Origin of the sequence: Pseudomonas sp. DD1 (assembly GCF_044510355.1) — a bacterium.
GTDB classification, from domain to species: Bacteria; Pseudomonadota; Gammaproteobacteria; order Pseudomonadales; family Pseudomonadaceae; genus Aquipseudomonas; species Aquipseudomonas shahriarae.
This window is the reverse complement of record NZ_MSAJ01000029.1, coordinates 96927-122546: the sequence shown is the minus strand read 5'-3', so window position 1 is coordinate 122546 and position 25620 is coordinate 96927. Positions and strand designations below refer to the sequence as shown.

Annotated in this window: 25 protein-coding genes and 1 pseudogene; 7 read left to right on the top strand and 19 right to left on the bottom strand. The window is 62.1% G+C overall.

The annotated features are described in order from the left end of the window. Window positions 1–39 precede the first annotated feature (39 nt). Genes PSFL_RS16915 through PSFL_RS16905 form a run of 3 tightly spaced genes read right to left on the bottom strand, consistent with a single transcriptional unit; the run spans window position 40 to window position 5257 of the window. Entirely contained in the window at window positions 40–3090 is a 3051-nt protein-coding gene (locus tag PSFL_RS16915) for an efflux RND transporter permease subunit (protein ID WP_120731218.1), read from the bottom strand. Beyond that, window positions 3087–4157: an efflux RND transporter periplasmic adaptor subunit gene (locus tag PSFL_RS16910; protein WP_169990527.1), complete on the bottom strand. Its 1071-nt coding sequence runs from the start codon at window positions 4155–4157 to the stop codon at window positions 3087–3089. The genes PSFL_RS16915 and PSFL_RS16910 overlap by 4 nt, the downstream gene beginning before the upstream one ends. Continuing rightward, a complete protein-coding gene (locus tag PSFL_RS16905) occupies window positions 4154–5257 on the bottom strand; it encodes an efflux RND transporter periplasmic adaptor subunit (RefSeq protein WP_397470305.1) in 1104 nt (367 codons plus the stop codon). The genes PSFL_RS16910 and PSFL_RS16905 overlap by 4 nt, the downstream gene beginning before the upstream one ends. Before the next feature lie 152 nt (window positions 5258–5409). Here PSFL_RS16905 and PSFL_RS16900 point away from each other — a divergent pair, with 152 nt between their 5' ends. Further along, entirely contained in the window at window positions 5410–6570 is a 1161-nt protein-coding gene (locus PSFL_RS16900; RefSeq protein WP_115127140.1) for an AAA family ATPase, read from the top strand. Between the two features lie 72 nt (window positions 6571–6642). Here the strand turns inward: PSFL_RS16900 and PSFL_RS16895 are convergent, their stop codons facing one another. The 9 genes from PSFL_RS16895 to PSFL_RS16855 all read right to left on the bottom strand — a co-directional run bounded on the left by PSFL_RS16895 (window position 6643) and on the right by PSFL_RS16855 (window position 13788). Beyond that, the gene (locus PSFL_RS16895; RefSeq protein ID WP_397470304.1) at window positions 6643–7512 is read right to left on the bottom strand and encodes a transporter substrate-binding domain-containing protein; all 870 of its coding nucleotides are present in this window, start codon (window positions 7510–7512) and stop codon (window positions 6643–6645) included. Next, the gene (locus tag PSFL_RS16890; RefSeq protein ID WP_115127139.1) at window positions 7509–8285 is read right to left on the bottom strand and encodes an amino acid ABC transporter ATP-binding protein; all 777 of its coding nucleotides are present in this window, start codon (window positions 8283–8285) and stop codon (window positions 7509–7511) included. The genes PSFL_RS16895 and PSFL_RS16890 overlap by 4 nt, the downstream gene beginning before the upstream one ends. Beyond that, window positions 8282–8941, bottom strand: a complete 660-nt coding sequence (locus tag PSFL_RS16885) for an amino acid ABC transporter permease (RefSeq protein ID WP_057437022.1) — start codon at window positions 8939–8941, stop codon at window positions 8282–8284. Before PSFL_RS16885 ends, PSFL_RS16890 begins: the two co-directional genes overlap by 4 nt. After that, on the bottom strand, window positions 8922–9587 hold the full coding sequence (locus PSFL_RS16880; RefSeq protein ID WP_057437020.1) for an amino acid ABC transporter permease: 666 nt from the start codon (window positions 9585–9587) through the stop codon (window positions 8922–8924). The genes PSFL_RS16885 and PSFL_RS16880 overlap by 20 nt, the downstream gene beginning before the upstream one ends. A 510-nt stretch (window positions 9588–10097) precedes the next feature. Further along, entirely contained in the window at window positions 10098–10880 is a 783-nt protein-coding gene (locus PSFL_RS16875; RefSeq protein WP_057437018.1) for a MetQ/NlpA family ABC transporter substrate-binding protein, read from the bottom strand. 149 nt (window positions 10881–11029) lie between these two features. Further along, window positions 11030–11956, bottom strand: coding sequence for a sigma 54-interacting transcriptional regulator (locus PSFL_RS16870; RefSeq protein ID WP_057957978.1), 927 nt, complete (start codon window positions 11954–11956; stop codon window positions 11030–11032). A gap of 50 nt (window positions 11957–12006) precedes the next feature. After that, window positions 12007–12588 (bottom strand): alpha/beta hydrolase, encoded by a 582-nt coding sequence (locus PSFL_RS16865; RefSeq protein WP_032856553.1) that lies wholly within the window; start codon window positions 12586–12588, stop codon window positions 12007–12009. 102 nt (window positions 12589–12690) lie between these two features. Then, window positions 12691–12870, bottom strand: a complete 180-nt coding sequence (locus PSFL_RS16860) for a hypothetical protein (protein WP_397470303.1) — start codon at window positions 12868–12870, stop codon at window positions 12691–12693. A 66-nt stretch (window positions 12871–12936) separates the two neighbouring features. Continuing rightward, window positions 12937–13788: a LysR family transcriptional regulator gene (locus PSFL_RS16855; RefSeq protein WP_115129341.1), complete on the bottom strand. Its 852-nt coding sequence runs from the start codon at window positions 13786–13788 to the stop codon at window positions 12937–12939. Window positions 13789–13942: 154 nt separating this feature from the next. Here PSFL_RS16855 and PSFL_RS16850 point away from each other — a divergent pair, with 154 nt between their 5' ends. The 4 genes and pseudogenes from PSFL_RS16850 to PSFL_RS16835 form a co-directional block, all read left to right on the top strand. Next, on the top strand, window positions 13943–14557 hold the full coding sequence (locus tag PSFL_RS16850; protein ID WP_225923862.1) for an ankyrin repeat domain-containing protein: 615 nt from the start codon (window positions 13943–13945) through the stop codon (window positions 14555–14557). Beyond that, window positions 14554–15021, top strand: coding sequence for a nucleoside deaminase (locus tag PSFL_RS16845; RefSeq protein WP_397470302.1), 468 nt, complete (start codon window positions 14554–14556; stop codon window positions 15019–15021). The genes PSFL_RS16850 and PSFL_RS16845 overlap by 4 nt, the downstream gene beginning before the upstream one ends. After that, window positions 15008–16180, top strand: coding sequence for a CynX/NimT family MFS transporter (locus tag PSFL_RS16840; protein ID WP_115127135.1), 1173 nt, complete (start codon window positions 15008–15010; stop codon window positions 16178–16180). The genes PSFL_RS16845 and PSFL_RS16840 overlap by 14 nt, the downstream gene beginning before the upstream one ends. A 20-nt stretch (window positions 16181–16200) precedes the next feature. Continuing rightward, window positions 16201–16367, top strand: a pseudogene (locus tag PSFL_RS16835) (arylsulfatase); the annotation flags it as partial. A gap of 134 nt (window positions 16368–16501) precedes the next feature. Here the strand turns inward: PSFL_RS16835 and PSFL_RS16830 are convergent. Further along, entirely contained in the window at window positions 16502–17188 is a 687-nt protein-coding gene (locus tag PSFL_RS16830) for a Crp/Fnr family transcriptional regulator (protein WP_397470301.1), read from the bottom strand. Between the two features lie 83 nt (window positions 17189–17271). On the opposite strand from PSFL_RS16830, the gene PSFL_RS16825 reads away from it, so the two are divergent. Next, window positions 17272–17796, top strand: coding sequence for a DUF962 domain-containing protein (locus PSFL_RS16825; protein ID WP_057957972.1), 525 nt, complete (start codon window positions 17272–17274; stop codon window positions 17794–17796). Window positions 17797–17921: 125 nt separating this feature from the next. On the opposite strand, the gene PSFL_RS16820 is transcribed toward PSFL_RS16825, so the two are convergent. The 6 genes from PSFL_RS16820 to dibA all read right to left on the bottom strand — a co-directional run bounded on the left by PSFL_RS16820 (window position 17922) and on the right by dibA (window position 24246). Then, window positions 17922–18902 (bottom strand): sulfate/molybdate ABC transporter ATP-binding protein, encoded by a 981-nt coding sequence (locus tag PSFL_RS16820; protein ID WP_057436996.1) that lies wholly within the window; start codon window positions 18900–18902, stop codon window positions 17922–17924. Window positions 18903–18905: 3 nt separating this feature from the next. Continuing rightward, complete coding sequence (gene cysW, locus PSFL_RS16815; protein ID WP_029299486.1) at window positions 18906–19778, bottom strand: sulfate ABC transporter permease subunit CysW; 873 nt, start codon at window positions 19776–19778, stop codon at window positions 18906–18908. 13 nt (window positions 19779–19791) lie between these two features. Next, complete coding sequence (cysT, locus tag PSFL_RS16810) at window positions 19792–20610, bottom strand: sulfate ABC transporter permease subunit CysT (RefSeq protein ID WP_057436992.1); 819 nt, start codon at window positions 20608–20610, stop codon at window positions 19792–19794. Between the two features lie 167 nt (window positions 20611–20777). Next, window positions 20778–21788: a sulfate ABC transporter substrate-binding protein gene (locus PSFL_RS16805; RefSeq protein WP_397470300.1), complete on the bottom strand. Its 1011-nt coding sequence runs from the start codon at window positions 21786–21788 to the stop codon at window positions 20778–20780. Window positions 21789–21863: 75 nt separating this feature from the next. Beyond that, entirely contained in the window at window positions 21864–22046 is a 183-nt protein-coding gene (gene oscA, locus PSFL_RS16800; RefSeq protein ID WP_057436988.1) for a sulfur starvation response protein OscA, read from the bottom strand. A gap of 289 nt (window positions 22047–22335) precedes the next feature. Next, window positions 22336–24246 (bottom strand): phosphodiesterase DibA, encoded by a 1911-nt coding sequence (gene dibA, locus PSFL_RS16795; RefSeq protein WP_170059496.1) that lies wholly within the window; start codon window positions 24244–24246, stop codon window positions 22336–22338. Window positions 24247–24411: 165 nt separating this feature from the next. Here dibA and desA point away from each other — a divergent pair, with 165 nt between their 5' ends. After that, window positions 24412–25596 (top strand): delta-9 fatty acid desaturase DesA, encoded by a 1185-nt coding sequence (desA, locus tag PSFL_RS16790; RefSeq protein WP_057436984.1) that lies wholly within the window; start codon window positions 24412–24414, stop codon window positions 25594–25596. Window positions 25597–25620 lie beyond the last annotated feature (24 nt).

The window sequence follows — 25620 nt, the reverse complement described above, 5'->3', positions numbered from 1 at the left end:
CCCCTCGCCACAGTAGTGATGCCCAACAGCGTGTTTGCCTTATGGCGCGGCCTCAGGCTCGCGGATTTTGTACCAGGCCACATACAACGCCGGCAAAAACAGCAGCGTCAGCAGGGTGGCGATGATGATCCCGCCAATCATCGCGTAGGCCATCGGCCCCCAGAACACTTCCCGGGCGATGGGGATCATGCCCAGGCTGGCCGCCGCCGCCGTCAGCAGGATCGGCCGGCGCCGGTGCTCGGTGGCCTGCACCACCGCGTCCCATGGCGTGTAGCCTTCCTGTTCATAGGCGTCGATCTGGGTCACCAGGATCACCGAGTTGCGGATGATGATGCCGATCAGCGCGAGGATCCCCAGGATCGCCACAAAGCCCATGGGCGTACCCGTGGGAATCAGCGCCAGGACCACGCCAATCAGGCCCAGCGGGGCCACGCTGGCCACCAGGAACATCTTCTGCACGCTGTGCAACTGGATCATCAGGAAGGTCGCCATCAAGAACAGCATCAACGGCACCACGCTGGCAATCGGGCCCTGGGCCTTGCCGCTTTCCTCCACGGTACCGCCGGTAGCGACCGTGTAGCCCACCGGCAAACCGGCGCTGAATTTCTCGATTTCCGGCTTGAGCTGCTTGACCAGATCGGTCGGCTGCATCTCGTCGCGCACGGCGGCCTTGATGGTGATGGTCGGCTTGCGATCGCGACGCCACACCAGCGGCTGCTCCAACTCGTAACGCACGGTGGCAAAGGCCAATAGCGGGATCGAAGTGCCGCTGGGCGTGACGATCTGCAGGTTCTGCAAGGTTTCCGGAGTGCCGCGCTCGGCGTCTTCGGCACGGCCGACCACGTTGATCAGGTAGATATCGTCGTGCACCTGGGTCACCGCCGAGCCGCTGACCACGCTGTTCATCAACTGCGCCACGTCTTCGGACGACAGCCCGAGCTGGCGCGCCTTGTCCTGGGCAATATCGATCCGCAGCACTTTGCCCGGCTCGTTCCAGTCATAGATGATCTCGCCCAGGTGGCTGTTTTTATCCAGCAACGTCGCCAGTTCGATGGCGTGTTTACGCACCTGGTCGATGTCCTTGCCCGACACCCGATACTGGATCGGCCGCCCGACCGGCGGGCCCATTTCCAGGGGTTGGACAAAGCTGCCGACGCCCACGAAATCATCGCGCAAGCGCTGTTGCAGGCGCTCGATCAACGCGCCACGTTCCTCCAGGCCCTTGCTGACGATCACCAGCTGCGCGTAGTACGGGTTCTCCAGTTGCTGGTCCAGGGGCAGGTAGAAACGGATCGCGCCCTGGCCGATGTAGGTGCTCCAGCGCGCGATATCCGGGTCGTCCTTGATGATCGCTTCCAGCCGGTCCACGGCCTTGCGCGTTTCATTGATCGAGGCGTTTTGCGGCAGGTTGAGGTCGACGAGGATCTCCGGGCGATCCGACGACGGGAAAAACTGGTTCTGCACAAACTGCATGGAAAACACCGACGCCGCAAACAGCAGCACCGTCAGGCCAATCGCCCACCAGCGATTGCGCATGGCCCACAGCATGCCGGCGTTGAACACCCGCCCGACCCGCCCCGGCTCGTCACTGTGGGGTTTGACCTTGGTGCTGAGGATATGCACGCCGATCACCGGCGCAAACAACACGGCCACCACCCACGACACCAGCATCGCCACGGCAATCACCGCAAACAGGGTAAAGGTGTACTCACCCGCCGAGCTGGCGTTAAGGCCAATCGGTACGAAGCCGGCCACGGTCACCAGGGTGCCAGTGAGCATCGGGAACGCGGTGGAGGTGTAGGCGAAGGTCGCCGCCTGCTCCAGGGTCTCGCCCTTTTCCAGGCGCGTGATCATCATTTCCACGGTGATCATCGCGTCATCCACCAGCAAACCGAGGGCGATGATCAACGCGCCCAGCGACACCCGCTGCATGGTGATGCCGCTGTACTCCATAAAGACAAATACCAGCGCCAGCACCAGCGGGATCGAGCACGCCACCACCAGCCCGGCGCGCAGGCCGAGGCTGATAAAGCTCACCACCAGCACGATGATCACCGCTTCGAACAGCGCACTGGTGAAGCCACCAACGGCCTCTTCCACCACCTCGGCCTGGTCCGACACCTTATGCACGCCGATGCCCACCGGCAGGTCGGCAGTCAGCTCATCCATACGCTGGTGGAGCGCCTTGCCGAATTCCTGGATATTGCCGCCCTTCTGCATGGCGATGGCCAGGCCGATGGCTTGCTGGCCATTGAAACGAAACATCGGCCGCGCCGGATCCACATAACCACGGCTGATATCCGCGATATCCGCCAGGCGATAAAAGCGGTCATTGAGCCGCAGGTTGACGTCGGCCAGATCCTTCTCCGAGGCAAATTGCCCGGAGGTGCGTACCGAAATCCGCTCCGGCCCGGCCTCGATCACCCCGGCCGGGGTCACCGCGTTCTGCGATTGAAGGCTCTGCACCACTTGCCGTTGGTCAATCCCCAGGGCGGCGAGTTTGCGCGTGGAAAAATTCAGGTAAATCACTTCGTCCTGCTGGCCGATCATCTCGACCTTGCCCAACCCCGGCACCGCCCGGATCTCGGCGCGCACCTGTTCGACGTAGTCGCGCAGTTGGCGCATCGACATGCCATCGGCGGTAAAGGCATACACCGAGCCAAATACATCGCCGAACTCGTCGTTGAACGACGGCCCCTGCAAACCCTGGGGGAAGGTGCCGCGAATGTCGTCGACCTTCTTGCGCACCTGGTACCAGATCTCGGGGATCGCCTTGGCGCTGGTGGTGTCTTTGAGGAACACGAAAACCGTGGACTCACCGGGCCGGGTGTAGCTTTTCACGTAATCCAGCGAGTCCAGCTCTTCGAGCTTTTTCTCGATGCGGTCGGTGACCTGCTTGAGGGTTTCTTCCTGGGTCGCGCCCGGCCAGCGGGTCTGGATCACCATGGTCTTGATGGTGAAGGACGGATCTTCCTCGCGCCCCAGGTTCATGTAGGAAAACACGCCCATCAGCAGCGCAACGAACATCAGGTACCAGACGAAGGACTGATGCTTGAGCGCCCAGTCGGATAAGTTGAAGCTCCCTTTCATCGTGGGCTGTCCTCGTCGGTTTTGACTTTTTGTCCGGGCTTGAGGCTGTTGACGCCGGCGCTGACCACACGCTCGCCAGGCTGCACCCCACCGCTGAGCACAACACTGCTGGCATCACGGCTGACCAGGGTCACGTCACGGGGCTGCACGGTCTGCTGCTGCAGATCCATGACCCAGATGCGGGTCTTGCCCTCGACGTCCTGCACCGCGCTGGCGGGCAGTTCGATACGTGGGGCGATGGCCGAGCTCAAGGTCACACTGATCGCCGTGCCCAACCGGAACGCCGGGGGCGTCTGGGCCAGGGTCAGGCGCGCGCGACGGGTGCGGGTGGCGCTTTGTGCCTGGGGCTCGATCTCGCGCACGGTGGCGGTAGTGTTGATGCCGGGCTCCAACTGGCTGGCTACCAGAAACACCACATCGGGCGGCAAGCGCTCGGCCAGGCCAGCCGGCAGGTCGATCACCGCTTCCTTGATATCCGGGCGGGCCAGGGTCACTACTTGCTGGCCGGCGCTGACCACCTGGCCGGCTTCGGCATTCCAGGCGGTCACGATGCCGCCGTGGTCGGTGCGCAGTTCGGCGTAGTTGAGCTGATCCCTGGCCTGGGCCACCGACGCCTTGGCCTGGTCGAGAGAGGCCTGGGTGGTTTTCAGGTCGGTCTGGGCAATGTCCAGTTGCGCCTGGGCGCCGACGCCACGGTTGAACAGTTCCTGCTGGCGGCGTGCATTGGCCTGGGCATTGATAAATTGCGCCTGGACCCGCGCCAGGTCGCCCTGGGCGGCTCGCAACTGGTTCTGCTGGTCGGTGGGGTCAAGCACCGCCAGCAAGGCGCCCTTGCTCACTTCGGCGCCCACATCCACCGCGCGCCGGGCAATGCGACCGGGCACTCGGAAGCCCAGGTTGCTTTCGTAGCGTGCCTGGATCGTGCCGGCGAAGCGCCCGAGGTTTTCCTGGTCTTCGGCTTTCACCTCGACCCAGAGCACTGGCCTTATTGGCTCCGGCGCCGGCTCTTCCTTGGAACAGGCGATCAGCAACAGGCTGCTGGCGAGGATCAGCGTCAGGCGCTTCATGGCTGCACTCCGCTGGCCTGGCCCTGGTCCGGCGCCTGGGCGATCTCCACCAACATGCCTGGGTGCAGCAATTGCCCGCCGGCCACCACGACTTTTTCGCCGCCTTTGAGGCCATCGCTGATGATCACTTTGCCGGTCAGATAGCGCGCGACAGTGACCTTGTGCAGTTGCGCCTTGCCGTCACCGTCCACCAGCCACACGGCAGGCTCGCTGAGGTCTTTGGTCAGTGCCGCCCAGGGCAGCTCGACGCTGGGTTTGGCTTGCCCGTTGGCAGTGGCACTGACGACCGACCCCAGTTGCATGCCCTTGGGCAAGGCATCCAGGGCGATCTTTACTTGCACCGTGCCGCTGTTGGCGGCGACGGCCGGGGTCACTTCACGCACTCGGCCCACGGCCTTGATGCCCGGGTTGTCCAGCAGGCTGACAGTGATTGGTACATCCGGCACAGGCTCCGCCAGCAGCGATTCGTAGACGTTGAACACCGCATCGCGCTCGCCATCACGGGCCAGGCTGAAAATCGGCACGGTGGCCTGCACCACCTGGCCGACTTCGGCCTGCCGCGCGGTAATCACCCCCGGCGCTTCGGCGATCAACGCCGTATAGCCCAGTTGCTCACGGGCGTTAGCCAACTGCGCCTGCGCGGCCGCCAGGGCACTTTGGCTGCTGCGCAATGCAGCCTGGGCGGCGTCGTATTCGCTGCGACTGGTGTAGCCCTTGGGCAGGAGTTTTTCCTGGCGCACAAAGGCCGCGGCCGTCTGTTTGACCCGTGCCTGTTCCGCCACCACCTGGGCCTGGGCGGAATCGACATTGGTCTGCAAATCCTTGGGATCGAGCTTGGCCAGCACTTGCCGGGCTGTCACGCGGTCGCCGACATCGACCATGCGCTGGATAATTTTGCCGCCGACGCGGAACGACAAATCGGTCTGCACCCGCGCCTGGATATCTCCGGTAAGGGTCACTGCGGCGGCGAAATCGGTCGGCTGCACCGTTTGCACAAACACCCTGGAATGGGCCTTGGGTTCAGGTTTTTCCTGGCCACAGCCGCTCAGCAATGCCAGCAGGGCAAGGCCACAAATAACTGTTGAGGTGGGACCGCCCATGCAGACTCCTTTCGCGTAATACTGACGTGCCAGTGTGTATGCGACTGTGAGCTTAGTTCAGGGTTCCACCTTCATCTGAGTGATTTACAGGCCTGCGATGATGCTGTTCTACACGATAAGATGTTGGTCCATGCCGGCGCGGAACGCCCTCAATGCTCAAGACCTTAGCGGTAGCCAATTACCGCTCGATCAATAAATTGGTGGTACCGCTGGATCGGCTGAACCTGATCACCGGCCCCAATGGCAGCGGCAAGTCCAACCTGTACCGCGCCTTGCGCCTGCTGGCAGAAACCGCCCAGGGCGGTGTGATCAATGCCCTGGCCCGTGAAGGGGGCCTGGATTCGACGTTCTGGGCCGGCCCCGAAAACGTCAGCCGGCGCATGCTCAATGGCGAAATCCCGGTACAAGGCAGCGTGGCCCAAGGCGCCAAGCGCTTGCGCCTGGGCTTTGCCGGGGAGGATTTCAGCTACGCGATTTCCCTGGGCTTGCCAGTACCCAGCTCGTCGTATTTTTCCCTCGATCCCGAGATCAAGAAGGAATGCATCTGGGCCGGTCACGTCTATCGCCCGGCCAGCCTGCTGGTGCAGCGCTCCGGGGCGATGGTGCGCGCCCGAGACGGGCAGGCCTGGGATGTGCTGGCCCAGCACACACCGAACTACCACAGCCTGTTCGACCAGGTCGGCAGCCTGCGCGGCTCGCCGGAAGTGCTGATGCTGCGCGAAAGCATTCGTGGCTGGCGCTTCTACGATCACTTTCGCAGCGACGCCGATGCACCTGTGCGCCAGCCGCAACTGGGCACGCGCACGCCGGTGCTGCATCACGATGGCCGCGACCTCGCGGCCGCGTTGCAGACCATCCGCGAAATCGGCAATCCCGAGGCATTGCAGCAGGCGGTGAGTGATGCGTTCCCCGGCGCACGCCTGCATATCGAGCCGTTGCAGGGCGGACGTTTTGCCATTGAGTTTTATCAGGAGGGCTTGCTGCGGCCACTGTCGGCGGCAGAGTTGTCGGACGGCACCTTGCGTTACCTGCTGCTGATCGCCGCCCTGCTGACGCCACGCCCGCCGACGATGATGGTGCTCAACGAACCGGAAACCAGCCTGCACCCGGACCTGTTGCCGGCCTTGGCGCGCCTGATTATCCAGGCATCAAGGCACTGCCAGGTGTGGGTGGTGTCCCATGCCAGCCGCTTGATTGCGGCGTTGCAGCAGGATGAGGGATGCAATTCGATTGTGCTGGAGAAGGTGCTGGGGCAGACGCAGATTGTGGGGCAGCGGGTGTTGGATGAGCCGGCCTGGCATTGGCCTCAGTAAGCGGCGTCTGTACTGCCGCCATCGCGAGCAAGCCCGCGATGGCAGTAGATCAAATAGCACAGAGGCCGGGGATCAACCCTGCCACTTACCCCCTTCAACAATCACACTCTCAGGCTTGGTCTCATCGCTCAGTTCTTTGCGCACGTACTGGTCATACAGCTTGAGCAAGAACTTCTCTTCGCCCAACTTCGCCAATTCGGCATTCACCCAGTCGCGCAGTTCGATATTGCCCTTCTTCACTGCCGGCGCAATCGGTGCTTCATCACCCAGTTTCTGTTCGAGCACGCGGTAGCCCGGGTTCTGTTTGGCCCAGCTGAACAGCACCAGGTTGTCCTGGGCATAGGCATCGCCACGCCCAGCCGAGAGGGCTTGTAGCGACTCGGTGTTTTTCTCGAACTTGAGCAGTTTCCAGTCCGGGTGGTTCTTGGTCAGCCAGATATCAGCAGTGGTGCCGGTGGTGACGATGGTGGTGCGGGTCGCCAGGTCGTCGAGGCTTTTGACCACGCTGTCGTTAGGCACCAGGGCCTGGACCGCGACTTTCAGGTTGGGGTTGGTGAACTCCACCGCTTCCTTGCGCTCCGGGGTCACGGTCATGTTGGCGAGGATCAGGTCGACCTTGTCGCTCTGCAGGAACGGGATGCGGCTGGCCGGTTCCACGGCCACGAACTCGACCTTGCTCTCGTCGCCCAGCAGGTCCTTGGCAAACCGGCGGCCGATATCGGTATCGAAGCCGACGTAGCGTCCGGCTTCATCGACAAAGCCGAACGGCGGCTTGTCGGTAAACACGCCGACAATCAGCTTGTCGCGAGCCTTGATCTTGTCGATATAACTCACCGCCGCCGCCGGCGCGGCAGCGGCGGGTTTGGCCGGTTCTTCAGTTTTGTTGCAGCCGGCCAGTAAGGCCAGGCCGAGCAGCGGCAGTAACAACTTGGCAGTTTTCATGACAGCTCCAGTTCCTTGATTTTCTTGGGCAGTGTTGAAACAAACGAGAATTTCTCGAGGAACTGCTGCGCGCGTGCGGTCTGCGGGTTCGTAAAGAAGGCCTCGGGGGTGTTGTGTTCGAGGATGCGGCCGGCCTCCATAAACACCACGCGGTCGGCGACGGCGCGGGCGAAAGCCATTTCGTGGGTGACGATCAGCAGGGTCATGCCATCGCGGGCCAGGCCCTGGATCACTTCCAGCACCTCCTTGACCATTTCCGGGTCGAGGGCGGCGGTGACTTCATCAAACAGCATGACCTGGGGGTTCATGCACAGCGAACGGACGATGGCGATGCGTTGCTGCTGGCCGCCCGAGAGCTGGCGCGGGAAGGCATCGCGCTTGTCGGCGAGCCCCACCCGCTCCAGCAGTTTTTGCGCTTGCTCGCGGGCTTCGCGGGGCTCGCGCTTTTGTACTTTCAGCGGGCCCAGCAGGATGTTGTCGAGCACGCTCATATGGGGAAACAGGTGGTAACTCTGGAACACCATGCCCACGTCCTGGCGCACCTGGCGCCAGTCGGTGTGTTTATCCAACAGCTGTTTGCCGGCAAAGCGCAGGCTGCCGCTGTGGGCCACTTCCAGGCCATTGAGGCAGCGCAGCAAGGTGCTTTTGCCGCAGCCGCTGGGGCCGAGGATCACCAGCACTTCGCCGCTTTGCACCCTCAGGTCGATGCCATTGAGCACCTGCTGTTCGCCGAAGAATTTATTGAAACCCTGGAACTCGATCAATGCGCTCATGCTTGGGCCCAGCGCCGTTCCAGCACCTTGGAGGCGGCCGACAACGGGTAGCAGATAAAGAAGAAAAACAGGAACAGCGCGCCATAGATCAATACCGACTCATAGGTGCGCTCGATGATTTGCTGGCCGACCTTGATCACATCCACTACGCCGATCAGCACCGCCAGGGAGCTGGTCTTGATGATCCGCGTGTAGACGTTGATGGTCGGCGGCGTCATGCGCTTGAGCGCCTGGGGCAGCAGCACGTAGCCATAGAGCTGCGGCGCCGACAAGCCAATCGACAGCCCCGCCTCCCGCTGCCCGCGCGGCAGCGAATGCAAGGCCCCGCGCACCACTTCGCCCACTTCACTGGCGCCCCACAGCGACAACACCAGCACCGCGCACCAGAAACTGGGGATGCTCAGGCCGGTGAAAATCGGCAGGCCAAAAAACAGCAGATACAGCCACACCAGCACGGGAATCGCGCGGAACAACTCCAGGTAAATGCGCAGCAACAGGTTGATCGCGCGCACATTCAAGGTGCGCAGCACCCCATACAGCACCCCGCCAATCGTGCTGAAGGCGATGCTCAAAAATGAAATCGACAGGGTTTGCGCAGCGCCCTTGCCCAGTTGCGGCAACGACACCCACAACAACTCAAGACCCGAACTGGCCATGCTGGAGCCTCCTTTCCAGACGGCTGAGCAGCAGCGACAGCGGCAAAAACAGCAGCACGCAAATCAGCGTGAGCACGGCGAGCATTTCGTAAGTCTTGTAGTAGAGGGCGATGTAGCTTTTGGTGGTGTAGAGAATCTCTGGCACCGCCACTGCCGAAACCACCGTGGTTTCCTTGAGCAAAAAAATGAAATTGGCGAACAGCGCCGGCAGGCTGAGGATCCCGGCCTGGGGCAGGATCACATGGCGCAGCAACTGCCAGTCGGACAGGCCGATGGACTTGCCCGACTCGATCTGCGCCAGCGGCACGGCTTCCACACCGGCGCGCAGCACTTCGGTGAGGTAGGCGCCGCCCAAAAAGGTCATGGTGATGATCGCCGCCCAGAACCCGGAGATATTCAAGCCCAGGGCCGGCAAGGCGAAGTACACGAAGAACAGCTGGATCAGCAGCGGCGTATTACGCGCCAGTTCCACATACAGCGCCACCAGGCGCGACAGGTAGGGCGTGCGAAACACCAGCAGGGCCGCGTTGATCAGCGCCACCAGCAGCGAGGTGCCGATGGCGATCAAGCCCACTTGCAGGGTTACCCCCACGGCCTTGAGAAACGCCGGCAGGGTGCTGAGGATAAACGCGTAGTCTAAGGTCATTTCAAGTCCTGGGCGCCGCAGGGGTAATGCGGCGTAAACGCAGTCCGGTTCGACGCGGTAACGTCGGCAGACGCTGACTTTAAAGGTATAAAAACAAAAATTTAAATACCGAAATAGCATATTGATATCACCCAAAAAGCTAACCTGCGGATTCGCCGGGATGGCAGGTGACAGCTATTGTTCTGGGGGATGTAGGAAGGGTCTTTTTTCAGCGCTGAACCACAAGGAAGGACAGCGCATGGCCAGACTGAGGGCCAGTTAACCAGCGAGGGAATGACAGATGAACGAGGCGAAACCGATTGATCCGCAGGACTTGGTGAAGTGGCTGGTGGCGCTGCGGCGGGCGATCAACCGCCGGGATTAACAGGCATAACACCAACCCAATGTGGGAGCTGGCTTGTGTGGGAGCTGGCTTGCCTGCGATGCAGACACCTCGGTTTATCAGTATTACCGAGGTGATGCTATCGCAGGCAAGCCAGCTCCCACATTTCTTGAAGGGGGTTTGGCAAATCAGAACGCTGGCAAGACCGCGCCGCTGTATTTCTTCTCGATGAAGGCTTTGACTTCAGGGCTGGTCAGAGCCTTGGACAGTTTCTGGATCGCGGCGCTGTCCTTGTTGTCTGGACGAGCCACCAGATAGTTCACGTACGGCGAGTCGGCGCCTTCAATGATCAGTGCATCCTTGGCTGGGTTCAGGCCGGCTTCCAGGGCGTAGTTGGTGTTGATCATGTCCAGGTCAACCTGGTCCAGGACGCGCGGCAGCAGGGCCGATTCCAGCTCCTTGAACTTCAGGTTCTTCGGGTTGCTGGCGATATCCTTTGGCGTGGACAGGGCGTTTTTCGGGTCCTTGAGGGTAATCAGGCCGGCCTTTTGCAGCAGCAACAGGGCGCGACCGCTGTTGGAGCCTTCGTTGGGAATGGCCACGGTGGCGCCGTCTTTCAGGTCTTCAAGCTTGGTGACTTTCTTCGAGTAGCCGCCAAACGGTTCTACGTGCACGCCAATCACGGTGACCAGGTTGGTGCCTTTACCCTTGTTGAAGTTTTCCAGGTACGGCAGGGTCTGGAAGTAGTTGGCGTCCAGGCGCTTCTCGGCCACTTGCACGTTCGGTTGCACGTAGTCGGTGAAGACCTTGATTTCCAGGTCCACGCCTTCTTTGGCCAGGGTCGGCTTGATCAGCTCAAGGATCTCGGCGTGCGGCACCGGCGTGGCCGCGATCACCAGTTTTTCGTTGGCTTGAGCGATACCGGCAGTCAGGGCAGCCGCCAGGGCGGTGAACAACAGAACCTTTTTCATGCAGTGTCCTTAATCGAAAATCCGGGACGTCGGTGACGGCCACTTCTTATGGGGGTGCCAGCGATGTGCTATCGCGGCGTGGAATGGACAATACCGATATTTTTTATTCCCGAACAATACCTTTTATTCACGTTGATATTCCATTTTGTTCATACAGAGCCCAAGCCCCGAAACAGACGCGTCAACGCTGCGCGCTCGACTTCGCTGCCGCTGCTCAGGATCTGTCGCACCTGCTGCTCAATCTGCGCCACCGACGCCACCGGCAGGTTCAGATGCTCCGGCAGTATCTCATCGCCACTGCTGACCAGCAGCGCAAAGTGGATCACGTTCTCCAGCTCCCGCGTATTGCCCGGCCAGCTGTGTTGCTCCAGCAGCCGCTGCGCGTCCTCACTGATTAGCGGCACCGGCAAGTCCAGGCGCTGGCTGTAGATGCCCAGGAAGTACTCGGCCAGGGACAGGATGTCGCCTACGCGCTCGCGCAGCGCCGGCAGCTCCAGTTGGCCTTCGCTGAGGTAATGGAATAGGCGCTCGTGGAACTTGCCGACGGCCACGGCCTGGGCCAGGTCGATGCTGGTGGCGGCGACCAGGCGCACATCCACCGGGCTCGGTTGATGCGCCCCTACGCGGGTGACTTCGTGGTTTTCCAGGGCGGCGAGCAGCTTGATCTGGATCGGCAGCGGCAAGTCGCCGATCTCATCGAGGTACAAGGTGCCGCCGTTGGCCGAGCCGAACCAACCGGCCCGGCTGCTGGCCGCGCCGCTGTGGCTGCCGGCGGCATAGCCGAACAGTTCGGCATCGGCATAAGTCGGGCTGATCGCACCGCAGTTGACCGACACAAACAAGCCGCTGCGGTCACTGCCGCGATGGACATGGCGCGCCAGCAGCTCTTTACCGCTGCCGGTTTCGCCGCGAATCAGTACGGGCAAGGCACGCGGGGCCAGGCTTTCGAGGTCTTCGCGCAGTTGCCGGGAACGGGGGTCGACAAATACCAGCGCCTTGGCGCGGATGCTCAAGGGGCTTTTTTCGGCGTCGGGGAAGGTCAGCAACGGCTGGCCGAAGGTTTCATGCAGGCTCATGGCAGGCTCCCGCCCCGTTTCCATTCAAAAGACGGGGCGTTGAAAAGGTATTAGGCGCGGCGTCGGGAGTGATGCTCCAGACGGTTTTGCAGGCGATAGAGGTAGGCGAAACCCTGCTCCCAGCGCTGGTGGCCGGACTTCACGTTGATATGCCCGGCACCTGCGAGAATCCCGGCTTCAGCCCCCCAGTTACGCGCCAGCTCCAGAGCCCGAGGGGCGCTGACCGCACTGTCGTTGTCGGAGCTGACGACCTGGCTGGGAAACGGCAGCAGGTCACGGGGAATCGGTGCAAAGTTGCGCAACGCCGGCGCACACGCCGGGCGCTCGACATCTGCCGGGGCCACCAGCAAGGCCCCACGCACCTGGCGCAGGAACTGCAACGGCGCGCTGGCCGCCCAGTGCGCCACCGTGATGCAACCCAGGCTGTGGGCGATAAGAATCACCGGGGTACTGTCGGCCGCAATGGCTTCGGCCAGGGCCGCCACCCAGTCTTCACGGCGCGGGGTCAACCAGTCGGCCTGCTCCACCCGGGCGCTGTTGGGCAGGCTGTTCTGCCAATGGGTTTGCCAATGATCTTCTGGCGATCCTTGCCAGCCCGGCACGATCAGGTAACGGATCAACTCGCTGTGCATGGGTGTGCCCTCCTGCAGCGTTTAACGTTGCTGACCAGTATAGGGACGGGGCATATATTCGTTAAGGAATAAGAAGATATTTATTAATAACCAAAAACACAGTCACTTCAATAAAGCCGGGGTCTTCAGGTACGCGGCGTTGGCTGAAGACCCCGGCGCCGGCAGGGAAAAACCGAGGCTCATCGGTGGAACTTCCGGCGGCACAATCGGCAGTACCGGCACCGGTCTCTGGCTGCCCCAGTAGATCACCGCGCCATGCAGCGCCAGCGTCAACAGGCCCACTAAAATGCCTTCACGGCGGCTTCAGGATGCTTTACGCGCCTGCAAAATATTCCTCAAAGGCATGCCTCAGCGCGGGTTGGCCTCGCATAAATCCCACAATTGCCCCTGCAGGCTCTGCCCCGCCGCCCCCATCCCATTGCGCCCATACAACGCTAGCCGCACGCCCTGCACCGCGGGCAAACCACTGTCGGCGCCGAGCACCACATGCCCGGCCTGCACCACTCGCTCAGGCAGCAGGCTGATGCCCAACCCCGCCGCCACCGCCGAACACACACCGGCCAGGCTCGCGCTGGAATAGCCAATGCGCCAGCGCCAGCCACCGACCTCCAGATGCTGGAGCATTTCATTGCGGTACAGACCGCCCACCGGGAACGCCACCAAGGGCAATGGGTCGCGGCCCAGGGCCGGCATGTGGCGGCTGTCGACCCAGCACAACGGCTCCGGCCAGGAGGCCAGGCAGTCGTCGCTGTCACCCATCTGCTTGACCAGCAACACATCGAACTCACCGCCGCGATACTGGCGCAGCAGCGCCGGCCCCAGGCCGCTGGTGACCTCCAGGCGCACCCGTGGATAGGCCACGACAAACGCCGAGAGCAACGGCATCAGGCGCTCGGCCGCGAAGTCTTCGGGCACGCCCAGGCGCAGCACGCCGTCGCTCTGCTGGTTGATCAGCACATCGGCGGCTTCTTCGTTGAGTGCCAGGATGCGCCGTGCATAGGCCAGCAAACGCTCGCCCTCGACCGTCGCCACCACCCGGCGCTGATCGCGGTCGAGCAAGCGGCAGCCGACACTGTCTTCCAGGCGGCGCAATTGCTGGCTGACCGTGGATTGGGTGAGGTGCAGGCGTTCGGCGGCGCGGGTGAAATTCGCGCAATCCACGACGGCGACAAAACTGCGCAACAGCACGGGGTCGAACATGGGCACCACCATCTCATTTGCCACTGGTTGACATGGTTATATTTAATTTCAGAATACCCCAGGCGGTGGCCATACTTCGCGTTCATTGCACTGAAGCGAGGTTCCCATGGCATGGCCCATTCCTTTCAAAACCGCCGTGCTGGCGCTGGGGTTGATGGTGGCGAGTAGCGCCATGGCGGCCGATAAAGATCTGCTCGACGCCGTGCGCGGCGGGCAGTTGGCACAGGTCGAACAGTTGCTGGCCAAGGGCGTTGACCTTGATGTCCGCGCCATTGATGGCAGCACCCCGCTGTTGCTGGCCACCCAGGCCAATCGCATCGACATCGCCCGCGCCCTGATCGAAGCCGGGGCTGATGTGAACCGCAAGAACCTGATGCAAGACAGTCCCTACCTGCTGGCCGGCGCCAGCGGCCACGATCAGATCCTGGCCATGACCCTGGCCCATGGCGCCGATCTCAAGAGCACCAATCGCTACGGTGGCACCGCCCTCATTCCTGCCTGTGAGCGCGGGCACGTGCAAACCGTGCGCCTGCTGATCGACGCTGGAGTCGACGTCAACCACGTCAACCGCCTGGGCTGGACCGGCCTGATGGAAGCCATCGTGCTCTCGGACGGCGGGCCGCCGCATCAGCAAATCGTCGCCATGCTGATCGCTGCCGGCGCCGACGTGAACCTGCCCGACCGCGACGGCGTCAGCCCACTGCAACAGGCGCAAAAACGTGGTCAGGTCGCCATCGCCCAACGCCTGCAAGCAGCCGGTGCGCAATGAGTTCACAGAGCGATCAAGCCTGGCTGCAACGCGCCGTGGCCCTGGCGCAGGACAACGTGGCCCAGGGTGGACGGCCGTTTGGCGCCGTCCTGGTCAAGGACGGTGCAGTGCTGGTGGAAGCGGTCAACCAGATCCACCTCGACCAGGACCCCACCGCCCATGCCGAGATGCTCGCCATGCGCCGCGCCAGCCAACAGTTCGGTACGCGCCTTGAAGGCTGTGTGATCTACGCCAGCGGCCAGCCGTGCCCGATGTGCCTGGGCGCGATGTACCTGTGCGGCGTGTCCCGCGTGGTGTTTGCCGCGAGCAATGAAATGGCGGCACCTTTTGGCCTGTCGACCGCAGCGATTTACCAACAGATGAGCCTGCCATTGACCGCCCAGCAACTGCCCGTCGAGCACCTGCCTGTGCCGGCCATGCAAGCCCTTTACCGCCAATGGAAGACCCTGCATGACCCTGAATAAATCCCTCGCCGGCTGGGGCCTGCTGGTCGTGCTGGGCCTCAACCTGCGGCCGATCCTCAGCTCTATCAGCCCGTTGCTCGGGGAAATCCGCCTGGCCACCGGCTTGAGTTTCCAGAGCAGTGCCCTGCTCACCAGCCTGCCGGTGGTGTGCATGGGTTTGGTGGCGCTGGTGGGCATCCGCGTCGAAGCGCAGTTGGGCGAGCGGCGCGGGATTGCCCTGGGCTTGATGATGATCCTGCTGGCGTGCCTGGCGCGCTGGCTGCTGGGTCAGGCACCGGCGCTGCTGGCCACGGCCTTGCTGGGCGGGGCCGGGGTGGCGCTGATCCAGGCGCTGGTGCCGGCGATGATCAAGCGCCAGTTCCACCACCGGGTGCCGCTGGCGATGGGGGTGTATTCGGCCTCGTTGATGGGGGGCGGTGGCTTGGCGGCGCTGCTCAGCCCGCTGGTGGCCAGCCATTTCCAGCACTGGCAGGCCGGCCTCGGCATCTGGCTGCTGCCGGCGCTCGGCGCGTTGCTGCTGTGGGCATGGCTGCCGTTGGGCGCGGCGAAAAACCTGCAGGCGACGGCGCCGCTCAAGGGCCTGCGCAATCGCCGTGCCTGGTTGCTGGCGCTGTATTTCGGCCTGGTGAATTGCGGGTACATGAGCATGGTGGCGTGGCTGCCGGCGTACTACCAGCAACTGGGTTGGGGCGTGCTGCCCAGCGGCTCGCTGCTGGCGTTCATGACGATTTTCCAGGTGATCGCCGCGCTGTTGATGCCGGCGCTGGCGCAACGCGGTATCGACCGCCGACCCTTGCTGACCATCAGCCTGCTGGCCCAGACCGTGGGCTACCTCGGCCTGCTGCTGGCGCCGCTGCAATACCCGCACCTGTGGGTGGCGCTGATCGGCTTCGGCCTGGGGGCGTGCTTTGCCCTGAGCCTGCTGTTGACCCTGGACCATCGCCGCGACCCACGGGAAGCCGGGCAACTGGCGGCATTCGTGCAGGGCGTGGGTTTTCTGATCAATGCTGTGTCGCCATGGATGACCGGTTGGCTGCGCGAACTCACCGGCAGTTTTGTCAGCGCCTGGGTGGTGCTGGCCGTGACGGTGATCGCGATGCTGGTGGTGACCCGGGTCTTCAGCCCGGCCACCTACCGCAGCGCCACCGTCCCCGGCTAGAAGTCGTAGCGCGCCAGGTGCACGATGAACACACCGTCACCGGTTGGGAGCTGTTCGGGCGCCGGGCGATTCGCCAGGGGCAGTGGAAGGCGGTGTACATCCCCGGGCCCTTGGGGCCGGCGACCTGACAGTTGTATGACTTGGGCAGGGATCCTGGGAGATCCATGATCTGGCGTCGAGCCAGCCGGACTGAGGTTATTTAGTGCCTGGGAGGGCCCTTTCGCGAGCAAGCCCGCTCCCACATTTGACCGAGTACATTCTTTGGAATGTGGTCGGATGTGGGAGCGGGCTTGCTCGCGAAAGGACCGCTACAGGCACCGCCTACCCCTGCGCCATCTCCCGCAACCGCAGCACATCGAGTATCTCAATCTCCCCATACCCCAACCGCACAACGCCCTGCTCTTGCAACGCCTTGAGCAGCGTATTGGTGGTCTGGCGCGACACACCCAACATCGCCGCCAAATCCTCCTGCGCCAATTGCACCACACGCCGCGAGCCGTCGATCTCGCCATAACCCTCGGCAATCATCCACAACCGATGGGCCACCCGCACCGACGCGGGCGCAAGGCTCAACTGCTCGATATTGATAAAGGTCAGCCGCAACTTCTGGCTCATCAGCAAGGCCATGTCCCGCCAATAGGCCGGGCTGTGCGCAAGCAAGTGCAGGATCGCCGACTGCGGGACCTGCAACAGCGTGCAAGGCCCGACCGCACAAGCGTCGTGGGTGCGTGGCAGGCCGTCGAACACAGCGATTTCGCCAAACCAGAAAGGCGCTTGCGCCAGGCTCAACAACGCTTCCTTGCCCTGCTCGTTCACCGCGCTGATGCGCAGGCTGCCATCGAGCACCGCATACAAGCCGCACGGTGGGTCGCCGCGCTTGAACAGCACCTGCCCCGCCGCCAGCTGCCGCACGCGGGCGTTGGCCAGCAAGCTATGCTGCAAGGGAGCAGGCAGATGGCGGTACCAGTGGCCGCTGGACAGGCGCCCATGCCAAAACTCTGCGTCCATGAGAACTCCAAAGATTGTCGCCCAGTTGACAGTTTGTCGCAGTCCTACAGGGCATGATCAAGCATCCTACAGGAGGAATAACAATGAAAAGCCTCGTCGACCATCTGAGCCAATACGCCGCCTACCACCGCGACCCGCGCAACATCGCCAGCCACTTTATCGGCATCCCCATGATAGTGGTGGCCGTCGCCGTGCTGCTGTCACGCCCCGAATGGCAAGTGGCCGGCCTGTGGCTGTCACCGGCGGTGCTGCTGGCACTGTTTTCTGCGGGGTTCTACCTGCGCCTGGAACTGGCGCTGGGGGTGTTGATGAGCGTGCTGATGGGCCTGTCGGTGTGGGCCGGGCATGTGCTGGCGGCGCAAAGCACGCTGGTGTGGCTCAGCAGTGGTATCGGCCTGTTTGTGCTGGGCTGGGTGATCCAGTTTGTCGGCCACTACTACGAGGGGCGCAAGCCTGCGTTCGTCGATGACGTGTCCGGGCTGATCGTGGGGCCGTTGTTTGTGGTGGCGGAGCTGGCGTTTCTGCTGGGGTTGCGCCATGAGCTCAAGCGGCAGATTGAAGAGCGGGCGGGGCCGGTGCGCGCGCGTCACAAGAACGCCACGGTCTGAGAAGCACCGGTAATCCAAATGTGGGAGCGGGCTTGCTCGCGAAAGCGGTGGTTCAGTCGGTACATCCAGTGACTGACACTGCGCGTTCGCGAGCAAGCCCGCTCCCACAGATTTTTTGCAATTTTTTAAGCCTTTTGCCAGACCTTGGGCTTGAAGAACAACGTCTCGCCCCGCGCCAGCCCGGTCAGGCTGTCGTGATCCTTCACCACTTCCGCTTCGATCAGTTCGCTCTGGCCTTCGACCTTCAGCGTGACCCGCGTGGTGGCGCCCAGCGGGCGGATGTCGCGCACTTGCGCAGCATGGTGGTCTTCCAGTTCATGGCGTGACAACGACACTTCGTGGGGGCGGAACAGCAGGTGCTGGTCTTCACCCAGGTGCAGGCGGTTGGAATCGCCGAGGAAGTGATAGACGAAATCGCTGGCCGGGTTTTCGTAGACGTCGCCCGGTGAGCCGATCTGCTCGATCACGCCCTTGTTCATCACCACGATGCGGTCGGCAACTTCCATGGCTTCTTCCTGGTCGTGGGTCACGAACACCGAGGTCAAGTTGATGTCCTCGTGCAGGCGTGCCAGCCAGCGGCGCAGTTCCTTGCGGACCTTGGCGTCCAGGGCGCCGAAAGGCTCGTCGAGCAGCAGTACCTTGGGCTCCACCGCCAGGGCACGGGCCAGGGCGATCCGCTGGCGCTGGCCGCCGGAGAGTTGTTCCGGGTAGCGATCCGACAGCCAGTCCAGTTGCACCATGTTCAGCAGTTCGTGGACCTTGGCGGCGATCTGGGTTTCGTTCGGGCGCTGGTTCTTCGGCTTCATGCGCAGGCCGAAGGCGACGTTGTCGAAAACGGTCATGTGGCGGAACAGCGCGTAGTGCTGGAACACAAAGCCGACGTTGCGATCACGCACATCGTGGCCGGACACGTCTTCACCGTGGAACACGATGCTGCCGGCATCCGGGGTTTCCAGGCCGGCAATGATGCGCAGCAAGGTGGTCTTGCCGCAGCCGGAGGGGCCAAGCAAAGCCACCAGTTCGCCACTCTGGATATCCAGGTTGATGCTGTCCAGGGCCTTGAAGGCGTTGAAGTTCTTGCTGACGTTACGGACTTCGATCGACATGACTTATTCCTCAGCCGCACCGGCGCGCAGGCGGTTAATACGGTTCTCGCTCCACTGCTTGAGCAGCAGGATGAAGAGCGCCAGGATCAGCAACAGACTCGCCACCGCAAACGCGGCGACGTGGTTGTATTCGTTGTAGAGAATCTCGACGTGCAGCGGCAGGGTGTTGGTCACGCCGCGAATGTGCCCGGACACCACCGACACCGCGCCAAACTCACCCATCGCCCGCGCGGTACACAGCACCACGCCGTAGATCAGGCCCCACTTGATGTTGGGCACGGTGACATGCCAGAACATCTGCCAGCCATTGGCGCCCAGCAGGCGTGCGGCTTCTTCTTCCTGGGTGCCCTGCTCCTGCATCAGCGGGATCAGTTCACGGGCCACGAACGGCACGGTGACGAAGATCGTCGCCAGCACGATGCCCGGCAAGGCGAAGACGATCTGGATATCGTGATCCTGCAGCCACGGGCCGAAGAACCCCTGGGCACCGAACATCAGCACATAGACCAGACCGGCGATGACCGGCGAGACCGAGAACGGCAGGTCGATCAGGGTCACCAGCATGCTTTTGCCACGGAATGAGTACTTGCTCACGCACCAGGCAGCACTGACGCCGAATACCAGGTTGAGCGGCACCGAAATCAGCACCGCAATCACCGTCAGCTTCAAGGCCGACAGCGCGTCCGGCTCAAAGATCGCGGCAAAGAATGCGCCCAGGCCGAGCTTGAGGCCCTGGGACACCACGATAAACAGCGGCAACAGCAGGAACAAAGCGAAGATCAGCCAGCCAAGGCCGATCAGGATGCGTCGCGACACCGCACTGCCACGGCGGGCAGCATTGGCCGAAGACGCGGCGGAAATAGACGATTGGGACATGTTCCGCGCCTCCTTATGGGTGTTCGATGCGCCGCTGCAACAAGTTGATCAGCAGCAGCAGGACAAAGGAAACCACCAGCATCAGCACGCCGATGGAGGTAGCGCCGGTGTAGTCGTATTGGTCGAGCTTGACCATGATCAGCAGCGGCAGGATCTCGGTTTTCATCGGCATGTTGCCGGCGATGAAAATCACCGAACCGTACTCACCCACACCTCGGGCGAACGCCAGGGCGAACCCGGTCAGCCAGGCCGGCAGCAGCGCCGGCACGAGGATGTAGCGAAACACCTGCCAGGGCTTGGCGCCCAGGCAGGCGGCGGCTTCTTCGATTTCCCGGGGGATATCGGCCAGCACCGGCTGCACCGTACGCACCACGAAAGGCAGCGTGACGAAGGTCAGGGCCAGGGTGATGCCCAGTGGGGTGTAGGCGATCTTGAAGCCCATGTCGGTGGCGAACTGGCCGACCAGGCCGGACGGCGCGTACAGCGCAGTCAGCGCAATACCGGCCACGGCGGTGGGCAGGGCAAACGGCAGGTCGATCATCGCGTCGATGATCTTGCGCCCAGGGAAGGTGTAGCGCACCAGCACCCACGCCAGCAGCGTACCGATCACGCCGTTGATCAGCGCGGCATACAGGGCGGTACTGAAGCTCAACTTCAAGGCTGCCCAGACCCGCGGCGCCGAGATGATGGCCCAGAACTGATCCCAGGTGAGTTGGGCGGCGTGGACGAACATGGCCGCCAGCGGTATGAGCACAATCAGGCTGAGGTACACCAAGGTGTAGCCCAGCGTCAGCCCGAAGCCGGGTATGACGGGGGAGATACGACGCGACATAAAAGTCCTTGGTTAACAGTTCAATACCACTGCAGGAACGAACTCATGTGGGAGCGGGCTTGCTCGCGAAAGCGGTGTGCCAGTCAACGCATTTAGTGACTGACATACCGCTTTCGCGAGTAAGCCCGCTCCCACACAAGCCGCATTCCACAGGGAGGCCGTGTTGGTTATTGGGCAGTGTAGATCTGGTCGAACACGCCACCGTCGTTGAAGAATTTCGGTTGGGCAGTTTTCCAGCCGCCGAAGTCTTTGTCGATAGTCACCAGCTCCAGTTTCGGGAACTGCTGGGCGTACTTGGCGGCCACATCCTTGTCACGCGGGCGGTAGAAGTTCTTCGCCGCGATTTCCTGGCCAGCCGGGCTGTACAGGTGGTTGAGGTACGCCGTAGCGATTTCGGTGTTGCCCTTTTTCTCGGCGTTCTTGTCGACCACGGCCACGGGCGGCTCGGCGAGGATCGACAGGGACGGCACGATGATGTCGAACTTGTCAGCGCCGCCATCTTCCTTGAGGGCCAGGAACGCTTCGTTTTCCCAGGCCAGCAACACGTCACCCTGACCGTTGTTGACGAAGGTGATGGTCGAACCGCGCGCACCGGTGTCGAGGATCGGCACGTGCTTGAACAGCGCTTTCACGTATTCCTGGGCCTTGGCTTCGCTGCCACCGGCCTTGAGGCCATAGGCCCAGGCGGCGAGGAAGTTCCAGCGGGCGCCGCCGGAGGTTTTCGGGTTCGGCGTGATCACCGAGACGTCGTTCTTGATCAAGTCGCCCCAGTCCTTGATGCCCTTGGGGTTGCCCTTGCGCACCAGGAACACGATGGCCGAGGTGTATGGCGTGCTGGCTTCAGGCAGGCGGGTCTGCCAGTTCTCTGGCAGGGTCTTGCCCAGCTTGGCGATTTCGTCGATGTCGCCGGCCAGGGCCAGGGTCACCACGTCGGCGCGCAGGCCGTCGATCACCGCCCGGCCCTGCTTGCCCGAACCACCGTGGGATTGCTGGATCTTGACGTTGTCGCCAGGGTGCGCCTTTTTCCAGAAACTGGTGAATTCGGCGTTGTACTCCTGGTACAGCTCACGGGTCGGATCGTAGGAAACGTTAAGCAGCTCGTAATCCTTGGCCACTGCGGAACCGGCAAACACGGCGCTGGCCAGGGCGGCCAGGGCGTAACGGCGAATCGACGACATAGACAAGCTCCTGAAATTCTTGGGTGTTGGCTTTTCTTATAAGTACGGGTCCTGCAATCGAAGCGCCGTCTTGGCTCAGCTCGTTTTGTTGCCCGGGCTCTGCAAGCGGAATTTCTCTTTACGTTCGATCTGCACCACTTGGGCGTTGTGTACGGTGATTTCCACTGCGCCGAAACGCAGGTCACGCAATGCGCTTTGGATCTCGCGCAAAATGGCTGCTTCGTCCTGGCCGTCAACGCTGCGTAGAGATGCGCTCATGGTCGTGCTCCTGAAATGAGAAGTGCCTGGCAGTGGCGGCACTGCTTGCGGCGTGAGGGCGATAGTAGATAAGCGCGGATATTCTTAAAAATACTATTTAAGAATGTTTATATAACCAGAAAGAATTTTCAGGCAGGACACGACGTTAAGGCGTGCGCAGATAAAAATGTGGGAGCGGGCTTGCCCGCGATAGCGGTGTATCAGTACCAGATTTACTGGCTGACACTCCGTCATCGCGGGCAAGCCCGCTCCCACATTTTTTATTGCATTCCAACCCCGGGGGGTGGGGTTAGTGGATGGCGGGGGCTAGGGCCCAATCAATCTCTGCCGCCAGCATCGGCCGGCCAAACCAGTAGCCCTGGCCCAGGTCGCATTGGTGATTCAACAGGAACCGCGCCTGTTCCATCTGCTCGATACCCTCGGCTTGCACCTGCATACCCATGCTCTGCGCCAGGGCGATGACTACCCGCACAATCGCCGCATCGTCTTCATCCCACGGCAGGCCGGCGACGAAGCCCTGGTCGATTTTCAGCTTCTGCACCGGCAACCGCTTGAGGCGCAGCAGTGACGAATAGCCAGTGCCGAAGTCGTCGATAGCCAGGCTCAGGCCCAGTTCACGCAGGCGGTGCAGTTGTTCCAGGGCCACTTCCGGGTCGTCCATCACTGCGCTTTCGGTGACTTCCAGTTCCAGCTTCGCCGGGTCCAGGCCGGTGTCGTGCAGCACCTTGGCCACCTGCTCGAACAATTCGTGGCGGGCAAACAGGCGGCTGGAGATATTGACCGCCATAAAGGACAGGTTCTTGCCGTCTGCCAGCCACTGGCACATCTGGCGACAGGCCTGCTCCATGACCCAGCCGTCAATCTCGGCGATCAACCCGGTGCGTTCGGCAATCGGGATAAATTCTGCCGGTGACACCAGGCCGCGCAGCGGGTGCTGCCAGCGCACCAGGGCTTCCACACCAATCATCCGGCTGGTTTGCAGGTCGTGGACCGGCTGGTAGTAGACCCGCAGCTCTTGCTGATCGAGGGCGCGACGCAGCTCATTGCCGATCTCGATCCGGTGCTGGGCGTGGGCGGTCAGTTCCTCGGTGTACAGGGCGTAGCCTTCGCGCCCGGAACTCTTGGCCTTGAACAACGCGGAGTCGGCGTTGCGCAGCAGCTGTTCGGCACTCAGGGCATCGCTGGGGAACAGGCTGATGCCGATACTCACGCTGACAAACAGCTGGTGGCCGTTGAACACGAACGGCTGCTTCATGCTGTCAATGATGCGCTGGGCCAGGGCGGCCGCCTGGACCACCTGTGGACAACTTTCCGCCAGCACCGCGAACTCATCGCCGCCCAGGCGCGCCAAAGTCACGCCGGGACCGAACAAGCCCTGCAGGCGCTCGCCCACGGCCTTGAGCAACTGGTCGCCTACATTGTGACCCAGGCTGTCGTTGATGATCTTGAAGTGGTCCAGATCCAGCATCAACAGCGCACAGCCACGCTTGTGAATCTGCGCCGAGGCCAGCGCCTGCTCGGCGCGGTCGGTGAACAACAGGCGGTTGGGCAGGTCGGTCAACGGGTCGTGGTGGGCCAGGTGCGCCAGTTCGTGCTCGGAATGCTTGATGGCGCTGATGTCGGAAAACACCGCCACGTAATGGCTGACCTGGCCCTGGTCATCGTGGATGACACGGATGGTTTGCCACTGTGGATAAATTTCCCCGCTTTTACGGCGGTTCCAGATCTCGCCGCTCCACTCGCCCTCTTGGTTGAGGGCGCGAAACATCTGCTCATAAAAATCCGGCGAATGGCGCCCGGACTTGAACAGGCTCGGCTGGTGGCCCATCACGTCTTCCACCTGGTAACCGGTGATTTCAATAAACGCGCGGTTGACGTGGACTATCTGCCCGCGGGCGTCGGTGACCAGCACCCCTTCGCGGGTGCAATCGAACACCGCCGCCGCCTGGCGCAGGCGCTCGCGATTTTCCGTCAAGGGTTGCTGGATGCGATGGGCCCGCGCACTGCGGGCGCACAACAGGAAAATAAACAGGGCGCTGAGGGTCACCCACAGATAGCCGCGCAGCATCTGCCAGTGAATCATTTCCTTGGGTTCATCGATAAAATTGTTAAATACCTGCTGACTGAGCTGTATCCACAAGACCGAAAGCAACAAGTACACCAGCCCTGCACGTAGGGCACCTCGGTATGAAAGCAGCATATGACTAGTAATCCTTACTAAAAAACAGAATCGCCCTACAGAGGCTGCGGATTATAGGACAAGTAACATCTCGTCACTCCTATCTGAAAGGGTGACTGGTTTTATCTGTAGGCTAAGTGATAATGCGTCAGTTGTTCTTATCTTTATCTGAGGGCCATACAGCCTATGTGGTACAACGGTTTTCTTGACTTGTCAGCCTGGCAACTGGTGGCAGTCACTCTGTTGATGACCCACGTGACCATTATCGGTGTCACGGTCTATCTACACCGCTATTCAGCCCACCGCTCCCTGGAGCTCAATGCTGGCCTGAAACACTTCTTCCGCTTCTGGCTGTGGCTGACCACGGCGCAGAATACTCGCGAATGGACCGCTATCCACCGCAAACACCACGCCAAGTGCGAAACCGTCGACGATCCCCACAGCCCGGTGATCAAGGGCCTGTCCACGGTCCTGCGCAAAGGTGCCGAGCTGTACCGCGCCGAGGCGGAAAACCCCGAGACCCTGCGCATCTACGGCAAGAACTGCCCGGACGACTGGATCGAACGCAAGCTCTATACCCGCTATCCGCTGCTGGGCGTGGCCCTCATGGGCGTTATCGACGTGCTGCTGTTCGGCACCATCGGCATCACCATCTGGGCGATCCAGATGATGTGGATCCCGTTCTGGGCCGCCGGCGTGATCAACGGCCTGGGGCATGCCATCGGTTATCGCAACTTCGAATGCCGCGACGCGGCGACCAACCTGGTGCCGTGGGGCATCATCGTCGGTGGCGAAGAGCTGCATAACAATCATCACACCTACCCCAACTCCGCCAAACTGTCGGTGAAGAAGTGGGAATTCGACCTGGGCTGGGCCTGGATCCAAGTGTTCAGCTTCCTGCGCCTGGCCAAGGTGCAGCGCGTGGCGCCGATTGCCCATCGAGTGGAAGGCAAGGGCCACCTGGACATGGACACCGCCATGGCGATCCTCAACAACCGCTTCCAGATCATGGCCCAGTACCGCAAGTTGGTGATTGCGCCGCTGGTCAAGCAGGAGCTGGAGAAGGTCGATCATTCGGTACGCCACCAGTTCCACCGGGCCAAGCGCCTGCTGTCACGGGAAACCAGTCTGCTGGATGAGCGCCACCATGTGCGCATCCAGAGCATGCTGGAGCACAGCCAGGCCTTGAAGGTGATCTACGAAAAGCGCCTGGCGCTGCAACAGATCTGGCTCAAGACCAGCAGCAACGGGCATGACATGCTCGCGGCCATCAAGGAGTGGGTGCACGAGGCCGAGGCCAGCGGGATCCAATCCCTGCGCGACTTTGCCCACCAGTTGAAAACCTACTCGTTGCGCCCCGCAAACGCCTAGGTGTTGCAGGAGCCGGGAGGACGC

Excerpts from the sequence above, each read along its gene's own strand:
- PSFL_RS16895 (WP_397470304.1), bottom strand. The coding sequence starts at position 7,512 with ATGAAAACTGCCAAGTTGTTACTGCCGCTGCTCGGCCTGGCCTTACTG.
- PSFL_RS16870 (WP_057957978.1), bottom strand. The coding sequence starts at position 11,956 with ATGAGCCTGCATGAAACCTTCGGCCAGCCGTTGCTGACCTTCCCCGAC.
- PSFL_RS16820 (WP_057436996.1), bottom strand. The coding sequence starts at position 18,902 with ATGTCGATCGAAGTCCGTAACGTCAGCAAGAACTTCAACGCCTTCAAG.
- PSFL_RS16880 (WP_057437020.1), bottom strand. The coding sequence starts at position 9,587 with ATGACCTTAGACTACGCGTTTATCCTCAGCACCCTGCCGGCGTTTCTC.
- oscA (WP_057436988.1), bottom strand. The coding sequence starts at position 22,046 with ATGAGCGCATCTCTACGCAGCGTTGACGGCCAGGACGAAGCAGCCATT.
- desA (WP_057436984.1), top strand. The coding sequence starts at position 24,412 with ATGTGGTACAACGGTTTTCTTGACTTGTCAGCCTGGCAACTGGTGGCA.
- PSFL_RS16845 (WP_397470302.1), top strand. The coding sequence starts at position 14,554 with ATGAGTTCACAGAGCGATCAAGCCTGGCTGCAACGCGCCGTGGCCCTG.
- PSFL_RS16830 (WP_397470301.1), bottom strand. The coding sequence starts at position 17,188 with ATGGACGCAGAGTTTTGGCATGGGCGCCTGTCCAGCGGCCACTGGTAC.
- PSFL_RS16910 (WP_169990527.1), bottom strand. The coding sequence starts at position 4,157 with ATGAAGCGCCTGACGCTGATCCTCGCCAGCAGCCTGTTGCTGATCGCC.
- cysT (WP_057436992.1), bottom strand. The coding sequence starts at position 20,610 with ATGTCGCGTCGTATCTCCCCCGTCATACCCGGCTTCGGGCTGACGCTG.
- dibA (WP_170059496.1), bottom strand. The coding sequence starts at position 24,246 with ATGCTGCTTTCATACCGAGGTGCCCTACGTGCAGGGCTGGTGTACTTG.
- PSFL_RS16885 (WP_057437022.1), bottom strand. The coding sequence starts at position 8,941 with ATGGCCAGTTCGGGTCTTGAGTTGTTGTGGGTGTCGTTGCCGCAACTG.
- PSFL_RS16840 (WP_115127135.1), top strand. The coding sequence starts at position 15,008 with ATGACCCTGAATAAATCCCTCGCCGGCTGGGGCCTGCTGGTCGTGCTG.
- PSFL_RS16855 (WP_115129341.1), bottom strand. The coding sequence starts at position 13,788 with ATGTTCGACCCCGTGCTGTTGCGCAGTTTTGTCGCCGTCGTGGATTGC.
- PSFL_RS16905 (WP_397470305.1), bottom strand. The coding sequence starts at position 5,257 with ATGGGCGGTCCCACCTCAACAGTTATTTGTGGCCTTGCCCTGCTGGCA.
- PSFL_RS16850 (WP_225923862.1), top strand. The coding sequence starts at position 13,943 with ATGGTGGCGAGTAGCGCCATGGCGGCCGATAAAGATCTGCTCGACGCC.
- PSFL_RS16865 (WP_032856553.1), bottom strand. The coding sequence starts at position 12,588 with ATGCACAGCGAGTTGATCCGTTACCTGATCGTGCCGGGCTGGCAAGGA.
- PSFL_RS16805 (WP_397470300.1), bottom strand. The coding sequence starts at position 21,788 with ATGTCGTCGATTCGCCGTTACGCCCTGGCCGCCCTGGCCAGCGCCGTG.
- PSFL_RS16875 (WP_057437018.1), bottom strand. The coding sequence starts at position 10,880 with ATGAAAAAGGTTCTGTTGTTCACCGCCCTGGCGGCTGCCCTGACTGCC.
- PSFL_RS16825 (WP_057957972.1), top strand. The coding sequence starts at position 17,272 with ATGAAAAGCCTCGTCGACCATCTGAGCCAATACGCCGCCTACCACCGC.
- cysW (WP_029299486.1), bottom strand. The coding sequence starts at position 19,778 with ATGTCCCAATCGTCTATTTCCGCCGCGTCTTCGGCCAATGCTGCCCGC.
- PSFL_RS16900 (WP_115127140.1), top strand. The coding sequence starts at position 5,410 with ATGCTCAAGACCTTAGCGGTAGCCAATTACCGCTCGATCAATAAATTG.
- PSFL_RS16915 (WP_120731218.1), bottom strand. The coding sequence starts at position 3,090 with ATGAAAGGGAGCTTCAACTTATCCGACTGGGCGCTCAAGCATCAGTCC.
- PSFL_RS16890 (WP_115127139.1), bottom strand. The coding sequence starts at position 8,285 with ATGAGCGCATTGATCGAGTTCCAGGGTTTCAATAAATTCTTCGGCGAA.